This window comes from Stenotrophomonas sp. CCNWLW162 (assembly GCF_037203745.1).
GTDB lineage: Bacteria > Pseudomonadota > Gammaproteobacteria > Xanthomonadales > Xanthomonadaceae > Stenotrophomonas > Stenotrophomonas maltophilia_AQ.
Genome location: NZ_JBBCBL010000002.1, coordinates 673445 through 697132, shown reverse-complemented (window position 1 = coordinate 697132; position 23688 = coordinate 673445). Strand labels below are relative to the sequence as shown.

General features: G+C 68.3%; 19 protein-coding genes. 6 read left to right on the top strand and 13 right to left on the bottom strand.

Annotated elements, in window-relative coordinates:
• Window positions 1–7 precede the first annotated feature (7 nt).
• A complete protein-coding gene (locus V9K93_RS08160) occupies window positions 8–1186 on the top strand; it encodes a glutathionylspermidine synthase family protein (RefSeq protein WP_337302349.1) in 1179 nt (392 codons plus the stop codon).
• A gap of 302 nt (window positions 1187–1488) precedes the next feature.
• On the opposite strand, the gene V9K93_RS08155 is transcribed toward V9K93_RS08160, so the two are convergent.
• From V9K93_RS08155 to baeS, 9 genes are all read right to left on the bottom strand, one after another.
• Window positions 1489–2787, bottom strand: coding sequence for a DUF58 domain-containing protein (locus V9K93_RS08155; protein ID WP_337302348.1), 1299 nt, complete (start codon window positions 2785–2787; stop codon window positions 1489–1491).
• Entirely contained in the window at window positions 2784–3770 is a 987-nt protein-coding gene (locus V9K93_RS08150; RefSeq protein ID WP_337302347.1) for an AAA family ATPase, read from the bottom strand. Before V9K93_RS08150 ends, V9K93_RS08155 begins: the two co-directional genes overlap by 4 nt.
• On the bottom strand, window positions 3767–4951 hold the full coding sequence (locus V9K93_RS08145; RefSeq protein WP_136639204.1) for a DUF4350 domain-containing protein: 1185 nt from the start codon (window positions 4949–4951) through the stop codon (window positions 3767–3769). Before V9K93_RS08145 ends, V9K93_RS08150 begins: the two co-directional genes overlap by 4 nt.
• The gene (locus V9K93_RS08140; RefSeq protein ID WP_337302346.1) at window positions 4948–6564 is read right to left on the bottom strand and encodes a DUF4129 domain-containing protein; all 1617 of its coding nucleotides are present in this window, start codon (window positions 6562–6564) and stop codon (window positions 4948–4950) included. Before V9K93_RS08140 ends, V9K93_RS08145 begins: the two co-directional genes overlap by 4 nt.
• Complete coding sequence (locus tag V9K93_RS08135) at window positions 6554–7546, bottom strand: stage II sporulation protein M (protein WP_295380696.1); 993 nt, start codon at window positions 7544–7546, stop codon at window positions 6554–6556. Before V9K93_RS08135 ends, V9K93_RS08140 begins: the two co-directional genes overlap by 11 nt.
• Window positions 7543–8232 carry an RDD family protein gene (locus tag V9K93_RS08130; protein WP_136639201.1) on the bottom strand — a complete coding sequence of 230 codons (690 nt, stop codon included), beginning with the start codon at window positions 8230–8232 and terminating at the stop codon, window positions 7543–7545. Before V9K93_RS08130 ends, V9K93_RS08135 begins: the two co-directional genes overlap by 4 nt.
• A 123-nt stretch (window positions 8233–8355) precedes the next feature.
• Complete coding sequence (locus V9K93_RS08125; protein ID WP_295380699.1) at window positions 8356–8886, bottom strand: gamma carbonic anhydrase family protein; 531 nt, start codon at window positions 8884–8886, stop codon at window positions 8356–8358.
• A gap of 134 nt (window positions 8887–9020) precedes the next feature.
• Window positions 9021–9710 (bottom strand): response regulator, encoded by a 690-nt coding sequence (locus tag V9K93_RS08120; RefSeq protein ID WP_136639200.1) that lies wholly within the window; start codon window positions 9708–9710, stop codon window positions 9021–9023.
• Window positions 9707–11098, bottom strand: coding sequence for a sensor histidine kinase efflux regulator BaeS (gene baeS, locus V9K93_RS08115; RefSeq protein ID WP_337302345.1), 1392 nt, complete (start codon window positions 11096–11098; stop codon window positions 9707–9709). The genes V9K93_RS08120 and baeS overlap by 4 nt, the downstream gene beginning before the upstream one ends.
• A 128-nt stretch (window positions 11099–11226) precedes the next feature.
• Here baeS and smeA point away from each other — a divergent pair, with 128 nt between their 5' ends.
• The 3 genes from smeA to smeC are packed head-to-tail and all read left to right on the top strand — an operon-like array spanning window position 11227 to window position 16997.
• A complete protein-coding gene (gene smeA, locus V9K93_RS08110) occupies window positions 11227–12423 on the top strand; it encodes a multidrug efflux RND transporter periplasmic adaptor subunit SmeA (RefSeq protein ID WP_253078406.1) in 1197 nt (398 codons plus the stop codon).
• Between the two features lie 12 nt (window positions 12424–12435).
• The gene (gene smeB, locus V9K93_RS08105) at window positions 12436–15585 is read left to right on the top strand and encodes a multidrug efflux RND transporter permease subunit SmeB (protein ID WP_136639197.1); all 3150 of its coding nucleotides are present in this window, start codon (window positions 12436–12438) and stop codon (window positions 15583–15585) included.
• Complete coding sequence (smeC, locus tag V9K93_RS08100; protein ID WP_337302344.1) at window positions 15582–16997, top strand: multidrug efflux transporter outer membrane subunit SmeC; 1416 nt, start codon at window positions 15582–15584, stop codon at window positions 16995–16997. Before smeB ends, smeC begins: the two co-directional genes overlap by 4 nt.
• Window positions 16998–17121: 124 nt before the next feature.
• Here smeC and mnmG read toward each other — a convergent pair whose 3' ends face one another.
• Window positions 17122–19011: a tRNA uridine-5-carboxymethylaminomethyl(34) synthesis enzyme MnmG gene (mnmG, locus tag V9K93_RS08095; RefSeq protein ID WP_295376509.1), complete on the bottom strand. Its 1890-nt coding sequence runs from the start codon at window positions 19009–19011 to the stop codon at window positions 17122–17124.
• 548 nt (window positions 19012–19559) lie between these two features.
• Complete coding sequence (locus tag V9K93_RS08090) at window positions 19560–20045, bottom strand: hypothetical protein (protein WP_253078402.1); 486 nt, start codon at window positions 20043–20045, stop codon at window positions 19560–19562.
• 159 nt (window positions 20046–20204) lie between these two features.
• Between V9K93_RS08090 and V9K93_RS08085 the strand changes: the two genes are divergently transcribed.
• Window positions 20205–21167 (top strand): pyridoxal-phosphate dependent enzyme, encoded by a 963-nt coding sequence (locus V9K93_RS08085; RefSeq protein ID WP_136639192.1) that lies wholly within the window; start codon window positions 20205–20207, stop codon window positions 21165–21167.
• A complete protein-coding gene (locus tag V9K93_RS08080; RefSeq protein WP_041864602.1) occupies window positions 21152–21796 on the top strand; it encodes a YdcF family protein in 645 nt (214 codons plus the stop codon). Before V9K93_RS08085 ends, V9K93_RS08080 begins: the two co-directional genes overlap by 16 nt.
• Window positions 21797–22000: 204 nt before the next feature.
• On the opposite strand, the gene bioC is transcribed toward V9K93_RS08080, so the two are convergent.
• Both bioC and V9K93_RS08070 read right to left on the bottom strand, forming a co-directional pair.
• Window positions 22001–22885 (bottom strand): malonyl-ACP O-methyltransferase BioC, encoded by an 885-nt coding sequence (gene bioC / locus V9K93_RS08075; protein ID WP_337302343.1) that lies wholly within the window; start codon window positions 22883–22885, stop codon window positions 22001–22003.
• A 12-nt stretch (window positions 22886–22897) separates the two neighbouring features.
• Window positions 22898–23677, bottom strand: a complete 780-nt coding sequence (locus V9K93_RS08070) for an SDR family oxidoreductase (RefSeq protein ID WP_337302342.1) — start codon at window positions 23675–23677, stop codon at window positions 22898–22900.
• Window positions 23678–23688 lie beyond the last annotated feature (11 nt).

Below are 23688 nucleotides of genomic sequence, written 5' to 3'. Positions count from 1 at the left end.
TCGACCCATGCAGCGTATCCGGATTGCCGAGCGTGCCCAGTGGCGGGCACGCGCGGAAGAGGCGGGTTTCCGCTTCCACACCATCGACGGCCAGCCGTACTGGGATGAGAGCGCGTACTACGCCTTCACCCTGCGCCAGATCGAACAGGACATCGAAGACCCCAGCGCCGAGCTGCACCAGATGGCGCTGGACCTGGTCGGTGATGTCATCGGCAGCGAACGCCTGATGGACCAGCTGTCGATTCCGTCGCATTACCGCGACTGGATCGCCGACAGCTGGCGCCAGCGCCAGCCACACCTGTACGGGCGCCTGGACCTGGCCTATGACGGCACCGGCCCGGCCAAGCTGTACGAACTGAACTACGACACGCCGACCTCGCTGTTCGAGGCCAGCTTCTTCCAGTGGCAGTGGCTGGAGGACCAGCGCAACGCCGGTCGCCTGCCGCAGCATGCTGACCAGTTCAATGCGATCCATGAGGCGCTGGTCGAACGCTTCGGCGAACTGGCCACGCAGCTGCCGCCGCCGCTGTATTTCAGCGCCGTGGGCAGTTCGGAAGAAGACCGCGGCACCGTCGATTATCTGCGCGACTGTGCGTCGCAGGCCGGCCTGCATGGCCAGGCGATCGCTGTCGAGGATATCGGTCTGTCCGAGGACGGTCGCTTCACCGCGCTGGACGATTCGGTGATCGGCACGCTGTTCAAGCTGTATCCACTGGAAGACCTGATGGCCGAGGAATTCGGTCGTGCGCTGCCCGGCTCGGGCGTGCAGCTGCTGGAGCCGGCGTGGAAAGCGGTGCTGAGCAACAAGGGCATCCTGCCGTTGCTGTGGCAGCGCAACGTGGGCCATCCGAACCTGCTGGAAGCGCATTTCGATGACGGCAGCACGCTGGCCTCGGGCTGGGTACGCAAGCCGCTGTTCTCGCGCGAAGGTGCCAACATCGAGATGCACCTGGCCGATGGCAGCACCCAGCGCAGTGACGGTCCCTACGACGGCCCGGCGATCATCCAGCGTGCGCATCCGCTGACCCGCTTCGAAGGCGGTTACCCGCTGATCGGCAGCTGGGTGATCGGCGACCACGCCTGCGGTATCGGCATCCGCGAGGACGACAGCGCGATCACCCGCGACAGTGCGCGCTTCGTGCCGCACGCAATCGTCGATGAGGCGCCAACGCGGATCTACGTCTGATGGCGGTGCGGCGCCCCCCGGGCCGGCGTGGGCAACCGACGCCTGTCGTAGAACAACCGCTGTAGGTAGTGGCCGACCTTGGTCGGCGCTGTTGATTCCGTGCCAACCAAGGTTGGCACCCACCAGAGCGATGCGTCGGCCGTTGCAGGGGTAGTGCCGGCCGCTGGCCGGCAACCGCAAGGGGTAGAGGCCGACCTTGGTCGGCGGTTTGGGTTTCGTGCCAACCAAGGTTGGCACCTACCAGAGCGGCCGCGAACCAGCGCAATGCGTCGGTAGCGCCGGGCCATGCCCGGCGCCATCGATCAGAGCAACCCCTCGCGCTTCACTGCCAGGTAGCGCTCGACCAGTGCGGCAGGCAGGGCATCGGCGGTCACGTCCAGCACCATCACCTTCTCGCTGCGCAGTGCCTCATGCGCCTTCGCGCGCTGCTGCAGGTACAGTGCAGCGGCACCGGCCTGGGTCGCGTCCTCCAGGGTCTGCACGTCACCTTCCAGCGCAGCGTCCAGTTCGCGTTCGCGCAGGCTGGCCACGCACACCAGATGGCGGCGCTGCAGCAGGCGCACCGCCGCCAGCAGGTCCTCGATATCCTCGTCGCGCACGTTGCTGACCAGCATCACCAGCGCCCGCCGGCGCTGGCGCAGCGACACCTCGGTGGCGGCGGCCAGGTAGTCGGTGGCGACTGCGCGCGGCTGCAGGTCGTAGCTGGCGCGCAGCAGGTGCTCGACCGTGCCCATGCCACGCTGCGGCGCCACCCAGCGGCGTTCGCCACCGGCAGCGAACAGGCCGGCGGCATCGCCCTGGCGCAGCGCCAGGTAGGCCACCACCAGCGAGGCGTTCAACGCGTGGTCGAAGTGCGAGAGCCCGCCTTCGCTGGCCAGCATGCGCCGGCCACTGTCGAGCATCAGCAACAGCTGCTGGTTCTTCTCGTCCTGGTACTCGCGCGAGATCAGCTTGCGCGCACGTGCGGTGGCCTTCCAGTCGAGCTGGCGCAGGCTGTCGCCGATGCGGTACTCCCGCATCTGGTGGAAGTCGGTGCCTTCACCCCGGCGGCGCTTCACGTGCGCACCGACCAGCCGCGAGGCCTGGTCGGCACTGAACAACGCAAACCGGGTGAGCGGCACGAAGTTCGGATAGACCCGCACGTCCAGCGATGGTGGCAGGGTGCGTTGCTGCCACCACAGCCGCCACGGCGAGCGCATGCGCAGGTGCACGCCTTCGAAGCGGAAATGCCCACGCTGCAGCGGCTGCAGGTGGTAGTGCAGGGTGGAGGCACTGCCGCCCTGCAGGCGTACGCGCTGCGGCAGTGATTCCAGCGGCCAGCCGCCGGGCACCAGGTCGAACACCTGCACCGTCATCGATTGTCCGGCCTGCAGGCGCAGCGCGGCTTCGCGACGCACGCCCAGTGCCAGCGCCTCGGGCAGCTCGCGTTGCACCTGCGGCGACGGTCGCCGCGACTGCCGCCACAGATCCATCAACGCCGGCACGGCAATCGCCAGCGCCACCAGCGCCCAGCTCCAGCGCGGCAGCACGCCGCCGAGCACCAGGCCGCCCAGCGCGGCCCAGGCCAGCAGCAGCAACAGCAGCAGCGGTGCCGGTCTCATCGACGCGGCGCTTCCACCTTGGCCAGCAGTGCGCCCAGCACGTCGTCGGTGTCCTGGCCTTCAATCTGCAGTTCCGGTGCCAGCGCGATGCGGTGGCGCAGCGCCGGGCGCGCGATGTCGCGCACATCATCCGGGGTGACGAAATCACGACCGGCCAGCACCGCCTGCGCGCGCGAGGCACGCACCAGCGCGATGCTGCCACGAGGGCCGGCGCCGACCGCGATACCCGGCCACTGCCTCGTCGCCGCCACGATCCGAACCGCGTAGTCGATCACTTCGTCGTCAACCGTGATCGCTGCGGTGGCACGCTGCAGTTCCAGCAGCTCACCAGCACCGAGCACGCGCGGCACCTTGCTCAGGTCGAAATCGCTGGCGGCGCGGCCGCTGGTGATCGCGGTCACCATGCGCTTCTCGTCCTCCAGCTGCGGATAGTCGATCAGGACCTTCAGCAGGAAGCGGTCCAGCTGTGCTTCCGGCAGCGGGTAGGTGCCTTCCTGCTCCAGCGGGTTCTGCGTGGCCAGTGCCATGAACGGCGGCGCCAGGGTGAAGGCCTTGCCTTCGATGGTCACCTGGCCTTCCTGCATCACTTCCAGCAGCGCCGACTGGGTCTTGGCCGGTGCGCGGTTGATCTCGTCGGCCAGCAGCAGGTTGGTGAACACCGGACCGCGACGGATCTTGAAGCTCTCGCTCTTCGGGTCGTACACGGCGTGGCCGCTGACGTCGCTGGGCATCAGGTCGGGGGTGAACTGCACGCGGCCATAGTCCAGTTCCAGGGCCTGTGCCAGTGCGCGCACCAGCAGGGTCTTGCCCAGCCCGGGTACGCCCTCGATCAACACGTGACCGCCGGCGAGCAGGGCCACCAGGATCTGGTCAAGCACCTCGGCCTGGCCGATGAAGGCGTGGCCGATAGCGTCGCGGATGGCATCGACGCGTTCGATCAGGCGGGCGTTCGCGGCCGCCGGCAGCTCGGGGACTTCGGTCATAGCAGGGATCTCATCTGGAGCAGCAAGCGGATGCGCTCGCGCAGGGCGGAGGAATCGTGCGGCGGAGGGGGGGAGAGCGCGCTGGCGACGCGGCTTTGCGGCCACTTCAGCAGCTCGGCGATGGCCTGATCGCGCGGCGCGCCGTCGAGTGCGGCGGCAACCGGCGCGCGCAGGCGCAGGCGGTGCAGGAACAGCGCGAGCACGGCCTCGTACAGGCGCGTGCCGTGACCGAAGCGCAGCAGCAGTTCGCCACTGGCACGCACGTGCTCCAGCAGCGAGCGGCGTTCCAGCACGGGCGACGGCAGCAGGCTGCCGAAGCGCTGCGAGCGGCCCCACAACCAGCCCAGCAAAGCCAGCAGCAGAGGCACCCACAACGGCCAGCCCTGGTAGAACAGGCGCGCCCACAGCGATGGCGGTTGACTGGCATAGACCAGCCAGACCGCCCCCTTGCCGTAGTTCGGATCGAGCAGGTAGCGGGTCAGGTCGCGGTGGGCGGGATCATGCAGGCCGTCGCTGGCCTTGCCGGCAGTAGCCGCCAGGCGCGCTGCAGGCGAGTCGACATCGCCGCGCATGAACTCCATGTCGGCCAGTACGCTGACCCTGCCCTGTCCGTGGCGCAGGCGCGCGAACACCAGATCGCGATCACCACCCCAGCGTCGCTCAGCCTGCGCTTTGGCGGCAAAGCCAAGCGTGAAGCGGCGGCCACCGCAGAATTCGCTGTGACCGGTGTCGTCGTCGATGTGGAATGGCTGGCAGTCGCTGCGCTGGAACAGGCTGTCCACGCCCAGCTGGTCCAGCAGCGGCCCCTGCGTGCTGCTGGCATCGTCTTCGGCCGGCGGCGGCGTGCGCACCAGCAGATGGCCGCCACGGTCGACCCAGTCCAGCAGCTGCTTCACGGTGGGTGCCGGCAGCTCGCTGCTGTCCTGCAACAGCACCACGGTGTCGTGCGGCGCCAGCGCCATCTGCTGCAGCTCAAGCCGCGGCCGCGCGTGCACGTCGATACCGTCGGCGCGCAGCGCCTGGCCCAGCACGTACAGCGGGTTGTAGGCGGCTTCGCCCTGCGGCGGCAGCGGAAGCGTTTCGGTGACCCGCTCGTGCGTGCGCAGGTAGAGGATGGTCAGCGGCACGCCGAACAGCACCAGCACGCCCAGCAGCAATGACCAGAACAGGCGCGGGCTCATGCCTGCCACCGGTACTGCTGGCGCAGGGTCTCGGCCAGCGCGTCGAAATCGCTGCGGCTGGGCAGGCGTCCACCATAGGCGGCGTACTGCCACATGCGCACGATGCGCGCGAAAAGATCACGGTCGGCTGCTTCGGGCATGCGCCGCGATGCGCGCAGGCATTGTGCTTCGGTAGCGCCGGGTGGCAACGCGATGCCGCTGCGCTCGCCGACGGTACGCACGCTGGCACGGTACAGCAGCGCCAGCGCCTGGCGTGGCCGGCCCTGGTCCCACAACAGGCCGGCCTGGGTGGCGACGTCCGGCGGCAGCACCACCGGCAACGTCACCTGTTCCTCCACCACCTGCGGTGCCGCCTCGGCCTTGCGCCGCCCGCTGCCGCGCAGCCACGGCAGCCACAGACGTGCGGTCAGCAGCAGCACCAGCAGCAGGACGCCGAGCAGGCCCCACAGGCCCCATTCGGCCAACCGTGCCAGCCAGGCGATGCCGTCCTTGCGCGGCTTGCGCTCGCCCTTGTTGCTGCTGTCGCTCTGCAGCGATTTGTCTTCCTTCTTCTTTTCCTCGGCCTTTTCGATCGGCTTCCAGTGCGTGACCTGACGGGTCGGGCGCTGCAGCGGATCCTCATAGGCACGGTTCACCGCCTGGCGGAAACCGGCGGTGTCCACCGGCGAGGTGCCGAAGATCGTTGCCGGGGTGTTGGCCGGGTCGATCGTGGCTTCGTCGTCGTCCGTATCGGCGCCGACGTCGCTGGGTTTGCCCAGCACACGCTCCGGCCCGGCATCTGCGTCCTGCGCATGCACCGATGCGGAGACCAGTGGCAGCGCCAGGCACAGCAGCAGGGCCAGCGTCGATGCGGCCGGCAGCAGACGATCGCGCAGGCGGCGCAGGGCAATTTCCACGTCCCAGGCTTCCATCTGCGTGCGCCGGTTCAGATACAGGCCGAAGCCGCCACCGACGAAGAACGGGCCGATCATCACCGAGGCCAGCCAGCACGCCAGGTTGAAACCCAGCCGCGCCCACGCCGGTGTATCCCGGCCGATCATGTCCCACGCTGCGCGCCAGGATTCGGACATCAGCTCCAGCGGCATGAACATGAACACTGCGCCGATCGCTCCCGATACCAGCGCCGCTTCGAAGGCCATGCAGGCCACGGTCAGTACCAGTGCTGCGCCAGCGGCACCGGCCGCCACTGCGCGCCGACGTGGACCACGCTGGTCGGGGGCGTTGCCCTCCAGCAGGTTCACCGGCAGGCACAGGCTGCGCAGCACGCTGAAGCGGCGCCATCCCAGATAGCCCCAGAAACCGCTGTTGCCCCAGTGACGCTGGACGCGCAGCGCTGACAGCGCACCGACCGGCTCGCCGAAGATGCCGCGCGACAGCACGTACAGCGGTGCGCGTTCGAACAGCGGTTTGCACCACCACATCGCCAGCCAGGCCCAGCCGAACGCATCCAGCCACCAGCCCAGCGCGTTGAAGATCACGAACAGCGGTGCGCTGGCCAGCAGCCAGCTGCCCCACACCGCACGCGCGTGCCGGCGGGCGAGGGCGTTGCCCAGCTCCATGGCTTCCCAGCCGCTGCGCGCCCGCAGCACCACGTCCAGGTGGTCAATGCGCATCGCTGCCTCCGCGTCCGCCGCGCCACAGCCACAGCAGCACGCCGGCCCACAGCACGCCGGCCACGCTGAACTTGCCCCACGCCGGCACTTCGGCGATCGATGACCAGAACGCTTCAATGAAGGCCGCGACCAGCAGCATGAAGGCGACGCCGAGGCACAGCCGGGCGCCGATGCGGCCGCCGTCGACCAGTGCATCCAGGCGGCTGCGCCGGCCCGGTGCCAGCAGCTTCATGCCCAGCTGCAGGCCGGCGCCGCCGGCAATCACGATCGCGGTCAGCTCGAACGCGCCATGGCCGACCACGAAGCGCCAGAACGGGCCACCATGGCCGATGTGCTGCAGGTGGCCGGCCACCGCACCAATGGTCACGCCGTTGAACAGCAGCACCAGCAGCGTGCCCAGCCCAGCCAGCAGGCCGCTGGCAAAGGTGCGCAGGGCGATGCTGATGTTGTTCATGATGTAGTGGCCGAACATCATCCAGTCGGTGCCGCTGTCGCGGCCCAGGCGTTCGGCGGCCGGGTCGTACATGCGCTCCATCGCGGCGATCTGGCGGTTGTCCATCAGCATGTGGATCAGGTCCGGGTGGACCTGCGCCAGCACGAAGCAGGCCAGCGCTGGCAGCGCGAACATCGCCAGCGCCACCCACATGCTGCGTGCCTGGCTGCGCACCAGCAGCGGGAAGTCGGCCACCAGGAATTCCAGCGCCGCGCGCCAGCGCGTCGGCGGTGTGCGGTACAGCACGCTGTGGCCCTGCTGCATCAACTGCTGCAGGCGCTGCACCAGCTGGGGGCTGTAGCCGCGCTCACGGGCCAGCGCCAGCTGCTGGCACAGGCGCCGGTAGCGCTGCGGGAAGGCGGTGTCGTGCAGCGACAGACCACTGGCCTTCCGGCGCGTGCGGCGCGACACGCCAGCGCGCAGCAGCAACCATTGCTCCAGGTCCTGCCATTCCTGCTGGTAGCGGGCGACGAACTGTTCCTGCTTCATCGCCGGCCCAGCAGCCAGTTGGCCATCGCGTACAGGCGCAGCACACCGATCTGGCCGTGGGTACCGGTCAGAGGTTCGACGATGCCGGCCAGCTCCTGCTGGCGCGCCGGTGACAGTCGAGGTGCGCGCTCGGCGAAGGCCATCAGTGCCGCCTGCTCTTCCGGCCGCAACGGTTGTGGCGGAGCCAGCACGCTGTCGATGGTCGGCGGTGGCGGCAGGTACAGCGCCGGTGCGTGCACCACCACGGTGCCTGCCACCAGGTCACCGAGGCGACGGCCATGCGGATCGAACAGGCTGCTGATCAGGCCCAGTGCATAGCCGAACGGCAGCATGTCCACGGTGCGCAGCAGGTTGCGGGTGACCGCGGCCATCCAGCCCACCGGCGCGCCATCGCGGGCGAGCACGCGCAGGCCCAGCGCACGCTTGCCCAGGGTACGGCCCCACAGCGCTTCGCAGATGATCGGGTAGGCCCAGTAGACCAGGAACATCAGCGCCAGGTAGAGCCCGGTGCCGAACTTGTCCAGCAGCGCCAGCGGGAACGACATCAGCACCAGTACCGCGATGCGCACGCCGAGATCGACCAGCCAGGCCATCGCCCGAGGCACCGGGCCGGCCGCCGGCAACTGCAGCGGCACACCCTCCGGCGTCACCACCTCGCGGTAGGTATCGAGCATCGGTGCGGCCATCAGCGCGATGGCCTTCGTTGTGGGCGCCGGAGTCCTCTCCAGCAGGCAGCCACAGGCATGGGGTTCTCGACAGGTCCTGGTCGGGCCCAGACTTTAACAGAGCCGCATGGCGGCGTTGGCCGCTCAGCCCAGGTATTCATCCTTCAGCCGCACGTAGTGGTCGGCTGAGTAATGCAGCGCTTCGATCTCCTTGTCGCTCAGCGTGCGTGCCGGACGGGCCGGATTGCCCACCCACAGCTCACCTTCACCCACCACCTTGCCCGGGCCGATCACCGCACCGGCACCGACGAAGCCATGGCGCTCCACGCGGGCGCCATCGAGGATGCAGGCACCCATGCCGATCAGGCTGTAATCGCCGATCGTGCAGGCGTGGATGATGCAGCCGTGGCCGACCGTCACGCCTTCGCCGATCAGGGTCGGGTAGCCGGCCTTGTTGTACGGGCTGTGGTGGCTGACGTGGATGATGGTGCCGTCCTGCACGTTGGTGCGTGCACCGATGCGCACATGGTTGACGTCGCCGCGGATGACCGTGCCCGGCCACACCGACACGTCGTCGGCCAGTTCCACGTCACCGATGAGGGTGCAGGCCGGATCGATGTACACGCGCTCGCCGAGGACGGGCATCTTGTCGCGGAAGGGGCGCAGCGGGTTCATCGGTGTCTCCGGAAATCAGGGCGTTCACGACGATGATACCTGCGTGGTGCGCACGGGTAGTGCCGGCCGCTGGCCGGCAACCACGGAAATCCAGGCGTGCCGCGCGGTTGCCGGCCAGCGGCCGGCACTACCCGCTACGGTTCGTAGCTGTAGCCCATGCCATACACCGAACGGATTGGCTCGCCTTCCATGCCGGCATCGGCCAGCTTGCGGCGCAGGTTGCGCACGTGGCTGTCGACGGTACGGTCGACCACCACGCGGTGGTCCAGGTACAGCCGGTCGAGCAGTTCGTCGCGGGCCCAGATCCGGCCCGGCGTGGCCAGCAGGGTACGCAGCAGGCGGTACTCCACCGGCGTCAGGTCCAGGCCCTTGCCGTTCCAGGTGGCGCGTGCCGCCGGTTCGTCGATATGCAGGCCGCCGTTGGCGCGTGCACCCGGGTCCGGGCGGTAGCGGCGCAGCACCGCTACCACCCGCGCGACGACTTCGCGCGGACTGAACGGCTTGCAGATGTAGTCGTCGGCACCGATCTCCAGGCCCAGCAGGCGGTCGATCTCTTCCACCCGTGCAGTGACCATGATCACCGGCACGTCGCTGCTGGCGCGCAGTTCGCGGCACAGGTCCACGCCATCGCGCTGCGGCAGCATCAGGTCCAGCAGCACCAGGTCGGGCTGGTAGCGCGCAAACGCCTCGATCACCTGGCCGCCGTCATCCACCCATTCGCTGTCCATGCCGGCAGCGGCCAGGTAGTCGCGCAGTACCGAGGCCAACCGCGGCTCGTCCTCGACGATCAGTATCTTCGCGGGCGCGACGGGGGACGTGCTCATGCAGGCTCCGGCAGGGTGATGACCACGCGCAGGCCGCCCAGTGGCGAGGGCTCGGCGTGGATGTGGCCGTGGTGGGCGAGGATGATGTTGTGGCTGATGGCCAGGCCCAACCCGCTGCCACCGCTGGCACGGTTGCGCGAGCTTTCCACCCGGTAGAAGCGCTCGAACAGCAGCGCGCACTTGTCAGCCGGTACGCCCGGAGCGGTGTCTTCCACGATCAGCTGCACGCCTGCAGGCACGCGCGCGGCCTGCACATGCACGCGGCCGCCGGTATGGGTGTAGCGCAGCGCGTTCTCCAGCAGGTTGGCCAGTACCTGCTGCAGGCGTCGCTCGTCGCCGGACACCTGCAGCGGTGTGGCGGGTAGATCTTCTTCCAGCGACAGGCCTGCGTTGGCGAAGCGCACGCGCATGCCATTGAGTTCGCTGCGCAGCAGCGCCACCAGGTCCAGCGGCGCGAAGCGGTAGGCGAGGCCGCCAGACTGGGTCATCGACAGATCGTGCAGGTCGTCGACCAGCTTGCCCAGCTGGCGGATCTCGCTCTGCAGGCCACCGAGGTTGGCGCGGTCCAGCGGGCGGATGCCGTCCTCGATCGCCTCCAGCTCGGCGCGCACCACCGCCAGTGGTGTGCGCAGCTCGTGCGAGATGTCGGCGATGAACGCGCGGCGGTTGCGCTCGGTATCGTCCAGCGCCTGTGCCATCCGGTTGAAGTCGTTGACCAGTGCGTCCAGCTCGTCATCGCTGGTGCGCTCGATGCGGGTGGCATAGTCGCCTGCAGCGAGCCGATGGGTGGCCGCAGCCAGCTTGGCCAGGCGCTGGCGCAGCGCACGCGACACCAACCAGGCCAGCAGCACCGTCACCAGCAGCAGGGCGACGCCGATCACCCACCAGGCGCGCACCTGGGTGTTGTAGAAGTTCAGATCGTTGGTGGCGATGACCGTCTGGAATGGCACCATGCCCAGCCAGCCGACGGTGTGCCCGTCCAGCTGCACCGGATGCGGCTCGTCATCACTGGTGGCATCGGGGTTGCCGGCCACGAACCGGTGCTGCGCATCGAACAGGCCCAGCCGCGACGGTACGCCGGTCTGGTCGGACAGCGGCGGCACCGGGCCCTCATGCCCATGGGCCAGATCCGGACGCAGCAGCCGCGCCCAGCGATCACTGTCACCGCGCAGATGCTCCCAGCCACTGTGCGCGCTGTACTCGCGCTGCAGGTGTGGCATCAGGCGCTGCATGCGCAGGTCGCCCTGGTCGTTGAGGTAGTCCAGGAAGCCGGTCTGGAATGCCACGCGGCTGGCAATGCCGTTCACTGCCAGCACCAGCAGGCAGGCGGTGAAGATCGCGAGGAAGGTCTTCGCGGTCAGGCCGAATTTGAGTCGAATCTTCACCATCGCGGGGCCATTAGCGGCGCATGTGGCGCTGAAAGCAAGCGCCAGCTGAGCTGGTCGCAGATTCTCCATATTCTCTGCACAGTTCCACGGCAGCGTGCACGGGTCAACGCAAGGCCCCCACGCCCCCCATGTCACTCCCGCGCCTGCTGTCCCGCTCTCCCCATCCATTGTTGTTGCCCCTGCTGATGTCCCTGGCGGCCTGTACGGCGGGCAGGACCGACGCCCCGGCCACGCCTGAAGTGGGCGTCATTACCGCCAGCGCGCAGCCGCTGGCGCTGCAGCAGACCCTGCCCGGTCGCGCGGTGCCGTTCGAGGTGTCCGAGGTGCGGCCACAGATCGGCGGGTTGATCCGCCAGCGTTTGTTCACCGAAGGCCAGCAGGTCAAGGCCGGCCAGCTGCTGTACCAGGTCGATCCGGCGCCGTACCAGGCCGCCTTCGATACCGCGCGTGGCCAGCTGGCGCAGGCCGAGGCCACCGTGCTGTCGGCGCAGCCGAAGGCCGAGCGCACCCGCACGCTGCTGGGCCTGGATGCGGCCAGCAAGCAGGACGCCGACGATGCCACCTCGGCGCTGAAGCAGGCACAGGCCAATGTGATCGCCGCGCGCGCTGCGCTGCAGGCCGCCCGCATCAACCTCGACTACACCCGGGTGACCGCACCGATCGCGGGCCGCATCGGCACCTCCAGCGTCACTGCCGGCGCGCTGGTCGCTGCAGGACAGGAAGCGGCGCTGGCGACCATCCAGCGGTTGGACCCGGTGTACCTGGATGTCACTCAGTCCAGCACGCAGATGCTGGCACTGCGCAAGCAGCTTGATGCCGGCCTGGTGAAGGCCATCGACGGCAAGGCGCAGGTGAAGGTGCTGCTGGAGGACGGCAGCACCTATGCCCATGAAGGCACGCTGGAGTTTGTCGGTAGCGCGGTCGATCCGGGTACCGGCAATGTGGTGTTGCGCGCGGTCATTCCGAACCCGGACGGTCTGCTGCTGCCGGGCATGTACCTGAAGGCGGTGCTGCCGATGGCCACCGATGCGCGTGCCCTGCTGGTGCCGCAGAAGGCGGTGCTGCGCAATGAACGCGGCGAGCCGCTGCTGCGCCTGCTCGATGCCAAGGACCACGTGGTCGAGCGCCGGGTCAGTACCGGCCAGGTGGTGGGCAACCAGTGGCAGATCATGCAGGGCCTGAAAGCCGGTGAGCGGGTAATCGTCAGCAACGGCAGTGCGGTAGCGCTCGGCCAGCAGGTGAAGGCGGTCGCAGCCACCACCGCGCAGCTGGCCGCCATGCCGGCGATCGACCCGAACGGCAACACCGACGAAAAGTCGCACTGAGGCCCGCCGCGCATGGTTCGCTTCTTCATCGACCGGCCGATCTTTGCCTGGGTGATCGCCATCGCGGTCAGCCTGCTCGGCCTGCTCGCGATCCTGATCCTGCCGGTGGACCGCTACCCGCAGATCGCCCCGCCCACCATCACCATCCGCGCCACCTACACCGGCGCCTCGTCACAGACCGTGGAAAACGCGGTCACCCAGGTCATCGAGCAGTCCCAGCAGAGCCTGGACCACCTGATGTACATGACCTCCACCAGCGCCTCGGACGGCTCGGCGCAGGTCAACCTGGTGTTCGCTACCGGTACCAATCCGGACACTGCACAGGTGCAGGTGCAGAACCAGCTGCAGGCGGCTATGGCGACGCTGCCGCAGGCGGTGCAGCAGAACGGCCTGACCATCACCAAGTCCAGTGGTTCGATCTTCGAGGTGCTGTCGTTCACCAGCGAAGACGGCAGCATGGACAACTTTGATGTCGCCAACTTCATGGAAGCGCGCATCGACGACCAGATCAGCCGTGTCAGCGGCGTCGGCAACATCCAGCCGATCGGCCAGGAATACGCGATGCGTATCTGGCTGGACCCGGAGAAGATGCGCCAGTACGCGCTGATGCCGTCGGACATCGAAACCGCACTGCAGGCGCAGAATACCGACGTGTCGGCCGGTGAACTGGGTGGCCAGCCGGCGCTGAAGGGCCAGCAGCTGGACGCCACGGTGACCGCGCGCAGCCGCCTGCACACGCCCGAGCAGTTCGCGCAGGTGGTACTCAAGGCCGATGCCAATGGCAGCGTGGTGCATCTGGGCGACGTGGCGACGATTGGCCTGGGCCCGGAGAGCTACGACAGCATCAGCACCTTCAACGGCAAGCCGTCGGCCTCGCTGGGCATTGAACTCAATGCCGGTGCGAACGCGATCGCCGTCTCCAAGGCCATCGATGCACGGCTTCAGCAGCTGCAGAAGTACTGGCCGCATGGCTACACCGCCCACGTGGCATTCACCACCACGCCGTTCGTGACCATCTCGCTGAAGGAAGTGGTGATCACCCTGATCGAGGCAATCGCACTGGTCGTGCTGGTGATGTACCTGTTCCTGCAGAACTGGCGGGCCACGCTGATCCCGACCATCGCGGTGCCGGTGGTGCTGCTGGGCACGTTCGGCGTGCTGGCCGCATTCGGCTATTCGATCAACACACTGACCATGTTCGCGCTGGTGCTGGCCATCGGCCTGCTGGTGGACGATGCCATCGTGGTGGTGGAGAACGTGGAGCGGGTGATGACCTTCGAAGGGCTGGCACCGAAGCCGGCCACGCTGAAGGCAATGGGCCAGATCACCGGTGCGCTGGTCGGCATCGTGCTGGTGCTCACCGCGGTGTTCCTGCCGATGGCGTTCTTCAGCGGTGTCACCGGCGTGATCTATCGCCAGTTCTCGGTCACGATCGCTGCTGCGATGATCCTGTCGGTGCTGGTGGCGATGACCATCACGCCGGCGCTGTGCGGCAGCATCCTGCATCAGATTCCCAAGGGCGGCCACCCACATGGTGACCACGGCGGCGAGCCGAGCCTGCTGGGCAAGTTCTTCATCTGGTTCAACCACCGCTTCGAGCGCACCTCCAATGGCCTGCGCCATCGCGTCGATGGTTTCCTCGGCCGGCGCGCGCTGGGCGTGCTGTTCTACCTGGTGCTGAGCGTGGCCACCGGCCTGCTGCTGTGGCACCTGCCGGGCGCGTTCCTGCCCGATGAGGACCAGGGCATGCTCAACGCGCTGGTGAAGCTGCCGGCCGGTTCCACCCTGGAGCAGACCCGCGCGGTGATGGATCGCCTTAGTGCCGCCGCAGTGAAGGACAACAGTGTGCTGTCGATCCAGGCAACTGCCGGTTTCAGTGTTACCGGCAGCGGCCAGAACGTCGGCCAGGCCTTCATCCGGCTCAAGGATTGGGATGACCGCAAGGACGATGCCGATACCATCGCCGCGCGGCTGACCGCAGCCATGGCCAGCGTGCCCGATGCGCAGGTGTTCATCACCTCGCCACCGGCCATCCTCGGCCTGGGCGATGCCGGTGGTTTCACCCTGGAACTGCAGGACGAAGGCGGTGCCGGCCATGCCGCCGCCGTGGCCGCGCGCAACACGCTGCTGAAGGAGGCCGCCAAGGATCCGAAGCTGGTCAACGTGCGTTATGCCAGCCTGGAGGACGCGCCGGTGTACGCCGTGAAGGTGGACGACGCCAAGGCGCAGGCCATGGGCGTGAATCCGCAGGACATCAATGACACCTTGAACGCGGCGCTGGGCGGCGACTTCGTCAACAACTTCATCTACAAGGGCCGCATCAAGAAGGTGTTCATCCAGGGCACCGCTGAAGCACGCATGCAGCCGCAGGACATCGAGCGCTGGAGCGTGCGCAACCAGGCCGGCCAGATGGTGCCGCTGTCGTCGCTGGTCAGCAGCCACTGGACCAGCGCGCCGGCCGCGCTGCAGCGCTACAACGGCGTATCGGCGATGGAAATCACCGGCCAGCCGGCGCCCGGCGTCAGCTCTGGCGAGGCGATGGCCGAGATCGCGCGCCTGGCCGACACACTGCCGGAAGGCTTCAGCCATGCCTGGTCGGACATGGCCTACCAGGAGCAGCTGTCAGGCAACCAGGCGCCCATGCTGTACGCCATCTCGCTGCTGTTCGTGTTCCTGTGCCTGGCCGCGCTGTATGAAAGCTGGGCGGTGCCGTTCGCGGTGATGCTGGCGGTGCCGGTGGGCGTGTTCGGTGCCGTGCTGATGATGAACCTGCGTGGCCTCAACAACGACGTGTACTTCCAGGTCGGCCTGCTGACCACGATTGGTCTGGCAGCGAAGAACGGCATCCTGATCGTCGAGTTCGCGCGCATCCTCGAACAGCAGGGCAAGAGCACCCGCGAAGCGATCCTGCAGGCGGTCTATCTGCGGTTGCGGCCGATCGTGATGACCTCGCTGGCGTTCCTGATGGGCGTGTTGCCGCTGGTATTCGCCACTGGCGCCGGTTCGGCCGCGCGCCGTTCGCTGGGTACCGGCGTGGCCGGCGGTACGGTCGCCTCGATGGTGCTGGGCATGTTCTTCGTGCCGTTGTTCTATCTGCTGGTGCGCCGCATGTTCCCGGGCCGTGCGCCGGCCGAAGCCACTGCCACGGAGGCAAGCCCATGAAGCTGATGCTGCTGCGCGCCCTGGCGGCCGCAACGATGACCACCGTGCTGGGCGGCTGCGTGAGCATGGCCCCGCACTACCAGCTGCCCGAAGCACCGGTGCCGGCACAGTTCGACAATGCCGCAACGGGCGAGGCCGGGCCGGCATTGGCGATGCCGGCCTGGCGCGAAGTGTTCCTGGAGCCGCGCCTGCAGCAGGTCATCGCGCTGGCACTGCAGAACAACCGCGACCTGCGCGTGGCGGTGCTGCAGGTGGAGAAGGAACGCGCGCAATACCGCATCCAGCGCGCGGCGCTGCTGCCATCGGTGGATGCCAGCGGCAGCGTCACCCGCTCGCGGGTGAGTGATGCCAACAGCGAGACCGGTACCACTCAGGTGACCGAATCCGATGCGGTGCAGGTGGGTATCAGCAGCTGGGAACTGGACTTGTTCGGGCGCATCCGCAGTCTGAAGAACGAGGCGCTGCAGAACTGGCTGGCCAGCGCCGAGAACCAGCGCGCCGCGCGCACCAGCCTGGTGGCCGAAGTGGCGACGGCGTGGCTGGCGCTGGCGGCGGACGAGCAGTCTCTGGCGTTCACCCGGCAGACCCTGGACAGCCAGCAGCAGACCCTGCAGCGCACCGAGGCCCGCCACGCACAGGGGTTGGCCTCGGGCCTGGACCTGTCGCAGGTGCAGACCAGCGTGGAAGCCGCGCGCGCTGCGCTGGCCAGGCTGCAGACCCAGCAGGCGCAGGATCGTGATGCGCTGCAGTTGCTGGTGGGCGCTCCGCTTGACGCGGCGTTGCTGCCCAGCGCGCAGGCGCTGGATGGCACCGTGGCGCTGGCACCGCTGCCGGCCAACCTTCCCTCAAGCGTGCTGCTGCAGCGCCCGGACGTGCTGTCCGCCGAGCACGCACTGCAGGCGGCCAATGCCGATATCGGCGCTGCGCGCGCCGCGTTCTTCCCGACGCTGACGCTGACCGCCAACTACGGCCACAGTTCCACCGTGTTGTCGACGCTGTTCTCGGCCGGTACCCGCGGTTGGTCGTTCGCACCCAGCATCACTGCGCCGATCTTCCACGCCGGCGCGTTGAAGGCCTCTCTGGATGCCTCGAAGATCGGCAAGGACATTGGCATCGCCCAGTACGAGAAGGCAATCCAGCAGGCCTTCAGCGAAGTGGCCGATGCGCTGGCCACGCGTGATCACCTGGTTGCGCAAATGGAAGCGCAGCGTGCACTGGTCGCCGCCAGCCAGCGCAGCTACACGCTGGCCGATGTGCGTTACCGCACCGGGCTGGACGGCTATCTGCAGGCGCTGGATGCACAGCGCAGCCTGTATGCCGCGCAGCAGGACCTGATTGCGTTGCAGCAGCAGGAGGCGGGCAACCGGGTGACGTTGTTCAAGGTGCTGGGAGGTGGCGCCGACGCACGGTAACGCGCCTGCGCGGGTGTGTGCGTCTTCCGCTCCGGTGGGTGCCGACCTTGGTCGGCACGGAAGCATGCGATCAGATGATTCGTGCCGACCAAGGTCGGCAGCCACCAGAAGCAGGTGCGACCGCTTACGCCACGCGGCCGCGGCGTGCGCGCTCCAGGTGCACCAGCAGCAGCGAGATCGCCGCGGGGGTCATGCCCGGGATGCGCTGCGCCTGACCGATGGTCTGCGGCCGCACGCGCTCCAGCTTCTGCAGTGCTTCGGCCGACAGCCCGCGCACGGTCGCGTAATCGAAGGCCTCAGCGATCGGCGTGGCCTCATGCCGCTGCTGGCGCTCGATCTCCTCGCGCTGGCGATCCAGGTAACCGGCGTACTTCACGCCGATCTCCACCTGCTCGGCCACCTTGCCGTCGGTCACCGCCGGGCCCAGCGAGGGCACCTGCATCAGCTTGGCGTAATCCAGCTCGGGGCGCTTGATCAGGTCCAGTACGTTGGTTTCGCGGCTGACCGCCACGCCCAGCGTTTCGTTCACTTCGCGGCCCAGCGCATTGGCCGGGGTCGCCCAAAGCGCGCCCAGTCGCGCGCGCTCGGCGTCCACCGCCGCCTGCTTGGTCTCGAATGCGCTCCAGCGACGATCATCGACCAGGCCCATCCCGCGGCCGACCGGGGTCAGGCGCTGGTCGGCGTTGTCTTCGCGCAGCTGCAGCCGGTACTCGGCGCGGCTGGTGAACATGCGGTACGGCTCGTTGGTGCCGTGGGTGATCAGGTCATCCACCAGCACGCCCAGGTACGCCTCGTCGCGGCGCGGGCACCAGCCCTCCAGCCCGCGCACCTGGCGCGCGGCGTTGAGGCCGGCCAGCAGGCCCTGCGCGGCCGCTTCTTCATAGCCGGTAGTACCGTTGATCTGGCCGGCGAAGAACAGGCCGTTGACCAGCTTGGTTTCCAGCGACGCCTTCAGGCCGCGCGGATCGAAGAAGTCGTACTCGATCGCATAGCCGGGGCGGGTGATGTGCGCGTTCTCGAACCCGCGGATGCTGCGCACCATCTCCAGCTGCACGTCGAACGGCAGCGAGGTGGAGATGCCGTTGGGGTAGATCTCGACGATGCCCAGGCCTTCGGGTTCGACGAAGATCTGGTGGCTGGCCTTCTCGGCGAAGCGCACCACCTTGTCCTCGATGGACGGGCAGTAGCGCGGGCCGATACCTTCGATCTGGCCGCTGTACAGCGGCGAGCGATGCAGCGCGTCGCGGATGATCTGGTGGGTCTGTTCGGTGGTGTGGGTGATCCAGCAGCTGACCTGCTGCGGATGCTCGTCCACCGAGCCGAGGAAGGACATCACCGGCCGCGGCGTATCGCCGGGCTGCTCGTCCATCACGCTGTAGTCCAGCGAGCGGCCATCGATGCGCGGCGGCGTACCGGTCTTCAGGCGGTCGACCTGGAACGGGCGCTCGCGCAGGCGCGCGGCCAGCGTGGTGGCCGGCGGGTCGCCCATGCGGCCGGCGGCGTACTGGGTCGGCCCGACATGGATCTTGCCGGCCAGGAAGGTGCCGGCGGTCAGCACCACCGCTTCGGCGTCGAAGCGCAGGCCGGTCTGGGTGATGACCCCGCGCACGGCGTCACCCTCGATCACCAGATCGTCTACTGCGGCCTGGAACACGGTCAGGTTGGCCTGGCCTTCGACAATGGCGCGGATCGCCATGCGGTACAGGTTGCGGTCGGCCTGGCAGCGGGTGGCACGCACGGCCGGACCCTTGGAGGCGTTGAGCGTGCGCCACTGGATGCCGGCGCGGTCGGCGGCATGCGCCATCGCACCGCCAAGGGCGTCGATTTCCTTGACCAGGTGGCCCTTGCCGATGCCGCCGATGGCCGGGTTGCAGCTCATCGCGCCCACCGTCTCGATGTTGTGGGTCAGCAGCAGGGTGCGCACGCCGGTGCGGGCCGCGGCCAGCGCGGCTTCGGTGCCAGCGTGGCCACCGCCGATGACGATGACGTCGTAACGATGGAAGGACGGGTTCATGGGTGCTGTTCAGCTGGATGCGGGCGCGGCCGGGGGCGGCGCCGGGGTGGCGATTTTAGCGCCATTCCGGGCCGGGACGTCGTCGCCAGGTGCCTGGCGTCGAAATCAGCCCTAAAGTTGGCAGGATTTTTGCAGATAACCCAATAGCACCCACCGTGGCTGGCGCCGTAGGCGCCCGTGACCGGAATTGGAACAGGGGCCGGTACAGGCGCACGGTGGGGGAGCAGGGGGCCGGCAGTCGGGGGACTGTCCGGCCCTGTTTTTTTGGGGTTACCGGGAAAGCTCCATCCACGCATGGCATGGATCTACTGAAGCCGGGGCTGTCGCCGGTTGGCGACCCGTCAAAACAAACGGCCCCGCATTGCGGGGCCGTCTGCTTTCAGAGGTGCCGACATCCGACAGGGCCGGAACAGGGGGGATCCAGATGTTCCTGTCGGATATCGACGTAGAGCTTTTTGCGGCGGCCCGTGTCGTTTTTGTCACTTTGTGACGCGGGCCGTCACCATCCCCGTAGATTGCGGCTTAGACCGTGTGAAATGCAAGACGGTTCAGCGCTCAACTGTGCGCTGCGTCCCACGATCCATGTTGCGCCAGGGGGAACCGTTCATCCTCGGTGCGCTTGGCGCCGGCGCCGGACGGGACTGCGGCGGGGGCGCCGACGGCTGCACGTTGGACTGCGGCGGGCGTCGCATCGAATCCATGTTCCGCCACGGCGAACCCCCGTTGTAGGACGGGCGCGACGGCGGCGGACGGTTCTCGCCGCCATTGCCCGGACGCGGCGGCGGGCGGTGATTGTGCGGCGGGCGGTAGATCGGGCGCGAGTAGTACGGATTGCCGTAGCCACCGTAGTAACCGCCATAGCCGCCGTAGTACGGGTAGCCGGAGTTGTAGGGATAGCCGGCCGGGTAGCGGTATTCCACCGACGGCGCACCGTGGTAGTAGCCGCCACCGCGGCCACCGCCGACGTAGTCGTAGGTGGTGCAGCCGGTCAGGGCCAGCATCAGGCCACCGGCAAGCATCAAGCGCGTTTTCATGGTGGGTCCCCCCAGAGGACGGGTGTGCAGTCAGCTTCGTGCGCGGGCATTGAATCGACCCTTAATTCCACCGGCCAGGATGAATGGAGGTGAAGGTCCGCATGCTGGCATGACCTGTGCCCCGGTCGCCAGCGCGGGGGCATACGTTAATCTTGCGTCATGAGCGATTCACTGTTGCCCCGCGCCGACGACGTCCTGCTTGCTGCCGCGAGGATCGCCCCGCATGCCAGCGTGACCCCGGTGCTGCGCTCGCACACGCTCGATGCGCTGGCCGGGGCACAGCTGGCCTTCAAGGCCGAGCACCTGCAGCGCGGTGGTGCGTTCAAGTTCCGCGGTGCCTGCAATGCGGTGTGGTCGCTGGATGCCGGTCGCGCCGGTGCCGGCGTGGTGACCCATTCCTCGGGAAACCATGGCGCCGCGCTGGCGCTGGCCGCGCGCACCCGGGGCATTCCCTGCCATGTGGTGGTGCCGGAAGGCGCGGTGGCGGCCAAGCTGGCCAATATTGCCCGGCATGGCGCCACGCTCTGGCACTGCCCGCCGACCATCGCCGACCGTGAAGCCACCTGCGCCAAGGTACAGGCTGATACCGGCGCAACCCTGGTCCATCCCTATACCGACCCGGCGGTGATGGCCGGACAAGGCACCGCTGCCCTGGAACTGCTGCACAGCGACGGCCCGTTCGACGTGCTGGTGGTGCCGGTGGGCGGCGGCGGCCTGGCCACCGGCACTGCGCTGGCCCTGCAGCACGCCAGCCCGCAGACCCGGCTGGTGCTGGCCGAACCGGCCGGCGCCGATGACACCGCGCGCTCGCTGGCTGCAGGCGAGCGTCTGGGCGCGTTCACCCCGGACACCATCTGCGATGGCCTGCGCACGCTGATCGGCGCGCCCAACTTCGCGCTGCTGCGCGCGGCCGGCGCCGAGGTGATCGTGGTCGACGACGCGTCGACAATGGCCGCGATGCGCCTGTTGTGGGAGGTCCTCAAGCAGGTGGTCGAACCGTCCTCGGCCACCGTGCTGGCCGCAGTGCTGGCGCAACCTGAGCGCTTTGCAGGGCTGCGCGTCGGGCTGGTGCTGTCCGGTGGCAACGTCGACCTGCCAGCGCTGCGCTGGGGGGCGCCGTGAGCCGCGACCGGCAGCGGCATCGCACCGGCCTGCTGGGCTGGCTGTGGCGGCTGTTTGTCCTGCTGGTGATCTGGCTGCTGGGCGTGACCGCGTGGATCGTGTGGGTTGGTGAACGCGACCAGGCCGCCAAGGCCGACGCCATCATCGTGCTTGGTGCGGCGGCCTATGACGCCAAGCCATCACCGGTGTTCGAAGAGCGCATCCGCCACGGCCTGGACTTGTACGAGGCCCGCTACGCGCCGCTGCTGATCTTCACCGGTGGCTATGGCGGCACCGGTGCACGCTTTTCCGAATCACAGGTGGCGCGGCGCTATGCGCTCAAGCACGGCATCCCGGACGATGCGATCCTGATCGAGACCGCCTCGCGCAACACCGTCCAGAACTTGGTCGAAGCCAAGCGGTTGATGGAGCAGCGTGACCTGCACCGGGTGATCATTGTCAGTGACCCGCTGCACATGGCGCGCGCGCTGCGACTGAGCAAGGCACTGGGGATCGACGCGCTGGCCTCGTCCACGCCCAGCACGCGCTTCCGCAGCTTCCACACCAGCTGGCGCTTCCTGGTGCAGGAGATCTACTTCTTCCACCGCGATCTGGTGCGCCCGCCGCTGAGTTCGCCGGCCAATACCTGAGGCGGAAGCCTGTTTTGGGTGGGTGCCAACCTTGGTTGGCACAATGCCGGCCGCAACGCGATCTGGCGTGCTGTGCCAACCAAGGTTGGCACCTACCAGTGCGATTCGCGTACGGCGTGGAATGCGGTAGTGCCGGCCGCTGGCCGGCAGATGTCCAGCATGGAATCATGAGATTGCCGGCCAGCGGCCGGCACTACCGGACGATCAGGTCTGCCTGCGCCGGATCGGAATCGCCGACACCGGTACCGATGCCACGTCATGCCCACCTTCGCGGATCGGCGCGCCCGGGTCCGGCGCCCAGGCGTGGGCATAGATCACTTCCCAGCTGCTCGGCAGCTTGCCGTCGGCGCGGCGCATCGGCTCGTAGGCGGCCGCAGCAGCAGCGAAGCGGCCACGCCCGGTCAGCGTGTGGCGGCGGTCGACGCGGGCATTCGTTGCGCCCATCGCACGCAGTTCGCGCATCAGCGAGGGCAGGTCGTCGTAGGTCAGGGTGAACAGGTCGCGGTCCAGCACCGGGTCGCGGAAGCCGGCCATCATCAGCGCATCGCCGAACTGGGCGATCTGCGCGAAGCGGCTCACGTGCGGGCGGTCATCGGCAGCGGCGAATGCCTCGTTGAGTTCGATCAGGGTTTCCGGGCCGAAGGTCGAGCACACCAGCAGGCCGCCTGGTTTGAGTACGCGGCGGAACCCGGCGAACACCGCCGGCAGGTCGTCCACCCACTGCAGGCACAGGTTGCTGAAGATCACGTCCACGCTGTTGTCGGCCAGCGGCAGCGCGGCGGCGTCGCCGCACAGGCGCTGGAACGGCTTCCACCAGCCAGCCTGGCGCTTGGCCTGGTCCAGCATCGGCAGCGCCACGTCCAGCGCGATCACCTGCGCCTTCGGCCAGCGCTTCTTCATCAGCGAGCTGGCATGACCGGTACCGGCGCCGATATCCAGCACTACCTCGGGCTTGCGCGCCTCCAGGTAGTCCAGCGATTCGATCAGCCGCGACTGCACCTCGCGCTGCAGGGCGGCGGCGGCATCGTAGCTGTTGGCGGCGCGGGCGAACGCGCGGCGGACATGGCGGGCATCGAAGTGGGACGGCATTGCAGGAGTCTCTTAGAACGTACCGGGGTAGGCGCCGCCATCGATCAGCAGGTTCTGCCCGGTGAGGTAACCGGCCTGTGCGCTGCACAGGAAGGCGCAGGCGGCGCCGAACTCATCCGGCGTGCCGAAGCGGCCGGCGGGGATCTGCTGGCGGCGGCGTTCGGCCACTTCGCCAGCATCGCCGTCCTTGCCGGCACTGTGGGCGAAGTTGGCACGCAGGCGGTCGGTGTCGAACTGGCCGGGCAGCAGGTTGTTGATGGTGACGTTGTGGGCCACGGTGCGGCGCGACAGGCCGGCGACGAAGCCGGTCAGGCCACTGCGCGCGCCATTGGACAGCGCCAGGATGTCGATCGGGGCTTTCACCGCCGATGAGGTGATGTTGACGATGCGGCCGAAGCTGCGCTCGATCATCGCGTCGACGGTGGCGCGGATCAGCGCGATCGGCGCCAGCATGTTGGCGTCCAGCGCAGCGATCCAGTCGTCGCGTTCGAAATTGCGGAAGTCACCGGGCGGCGGGCCACCGGCGTTGTTGACCAGAATGTCCACCTGCGGGCACGCGGCCAGCGCCGCGGTACGACCGGCCTCGGTGGTGACGTCGGCGGAGACCGCGCGTACTTCAGCGGCGCCGGACAGCGCGCGCAGCTCCTCGGCAGCCTGCTGCAGCGCCGTTTCGCCACGAGCCACGATCACCACGTTGACGCCCTCGCGCACCAGCGCACGCGCGCAGCCCAGCCCCAGCCCCTTGCTTGCGCCGCAGACCAGTGCCCAGCGGCCATTGATACCCAGATCCATGCGTCAGTCCT

Excerpts from the sequence above, each read along its gene's own strand:
- baeS (WP_337302345.1), bottom strand. The coding sequence starts at position 11,098 with ATGGTGAAGATTCGACTCAAATTCGGCCTGACCGCGAAGACCTTCCTC.
- smeA (WP_253078406.1), top strand. The coding sequence starts at position 11,227 with ATGTCACTCCCGCGCCTGCTGTCCCGCTCTCCCCATCCATTGTTGTTG.
- V9K93_RS08155 (WP_337302348.1), bottom strand. The coding sequence starts at position 2,787 with ATGAGACCGGCACCGCTGCTGCTGTTGCTGCTGCTGGCCTGGGCCGCG.
- V9K93_RS08160 (WP_337302349.1), top strand. The coding sequence starts at position 8 with ATGCAGCGTATCCGGATTGCCGAGCGTGCCCAGTGGCGGGCACGCGCG.
- V9K93_RS08070 (WP_337302342.1), bottom strand. The coding sequence starts at position 23,677 with ATGGATCTGGGTATCAATGGCCGCTGGGCACTGGTCTGCGGCGCAAGC.
- smeB (WP_136639197.1), top strand. The coding sequence starts at position 12,436 with ATGGTTCGCTTCTTCATCGACCGGCCGATCTTTGCCTGGGTGATCGCC.
- V9K93_RS08130 (WP_136639201.1), bottom strand. The coding sequence starts at position 8,232 with ATGGCCGCACCGATGCTCGATACCTACCGCGAGGTGGTGACGCCGGAG.
- V9K93_RS08135 (WP_295380696.1), bottom strand. The coding sequence starts at position 7,546 with ATGAAGCAGGAACAGTTCGTCGCCCGCTACCAGCAGGAATGGCAGGAC.
- V9K93_RS08120 (WP_136639200.1), bottom strand. The coding sequence starts at position 9,710 with ATGAGCACGTCCCCCGTCGCGCCCGCGAAGATACTGATCGTCGAGGAC.
- mnmG (WP_295376509.1), bottom strand. The coding sequence starts at position 19,011 with ATGAACCCGTCCTTCCATCGTTACGACGTCATCGTCATCGGCGGTGGC.
- V9K93_RS08125 (WP_295380699.1), bottom strand. The coding sequence starts at position 8,886 with ATGAACCCGCTGCGCCCCTTCCGCGACAAGATGCCCGTCCTCGGCGAG.
- V9K93_RS08150 (WP_337302347.1), bottom strand. The coding sequence starts at position 3,770 with ATGACCGAAGTCCCCGAGCTGCCGGCGGCCGCGAACGCCCGCCTGATC.
- V9K93_RS08145 (WP_136639204.1), bottom strand. The coding sequence starts at position 4,951 with ATGAGCCCGCGCCTGTTCTGGTCATTGCTGCTGGGCGTGCTGGTGCTG.
- bioC (WP_337302343.1), bottom strand. The coding sequence starts at position 22,885 with ATGCCGTCCCACTTCGATGCCCGCCATGTCCGCCGCGCGTTCGCCCGC.
- smeC (WP_337302344.1), top strand. The coding sequence starts at position 15,582 with ATGAAGCTGATGCTGCTGCGCGCCCTGGCGGCCGCAACGATGACCACC.
- V9K93_RS08090 (WP_253078402.1), bottom strand. The coding sequence starts at position 20,045 with ATGAAAACGCGCTTGATGCTTGCCGGTGGCCTGATGCTGGCCCTGACC.
- V9K93_RS08140 (WP_337302346.1), bottom strand. The coding sequence starts at position 6,564 with ATGCGCATTGACCACCTGGACGTGGTGCTGCGGGCGCGCAGCGGCTGG.
- V9K93_RS08085 (WP_136639192.1), top strand. The coding sequence starts at position 20,205 with ATGAGCGATTCACTGTTGCCCCGCGCCGACGACGTCCTGCTTGCTGCC.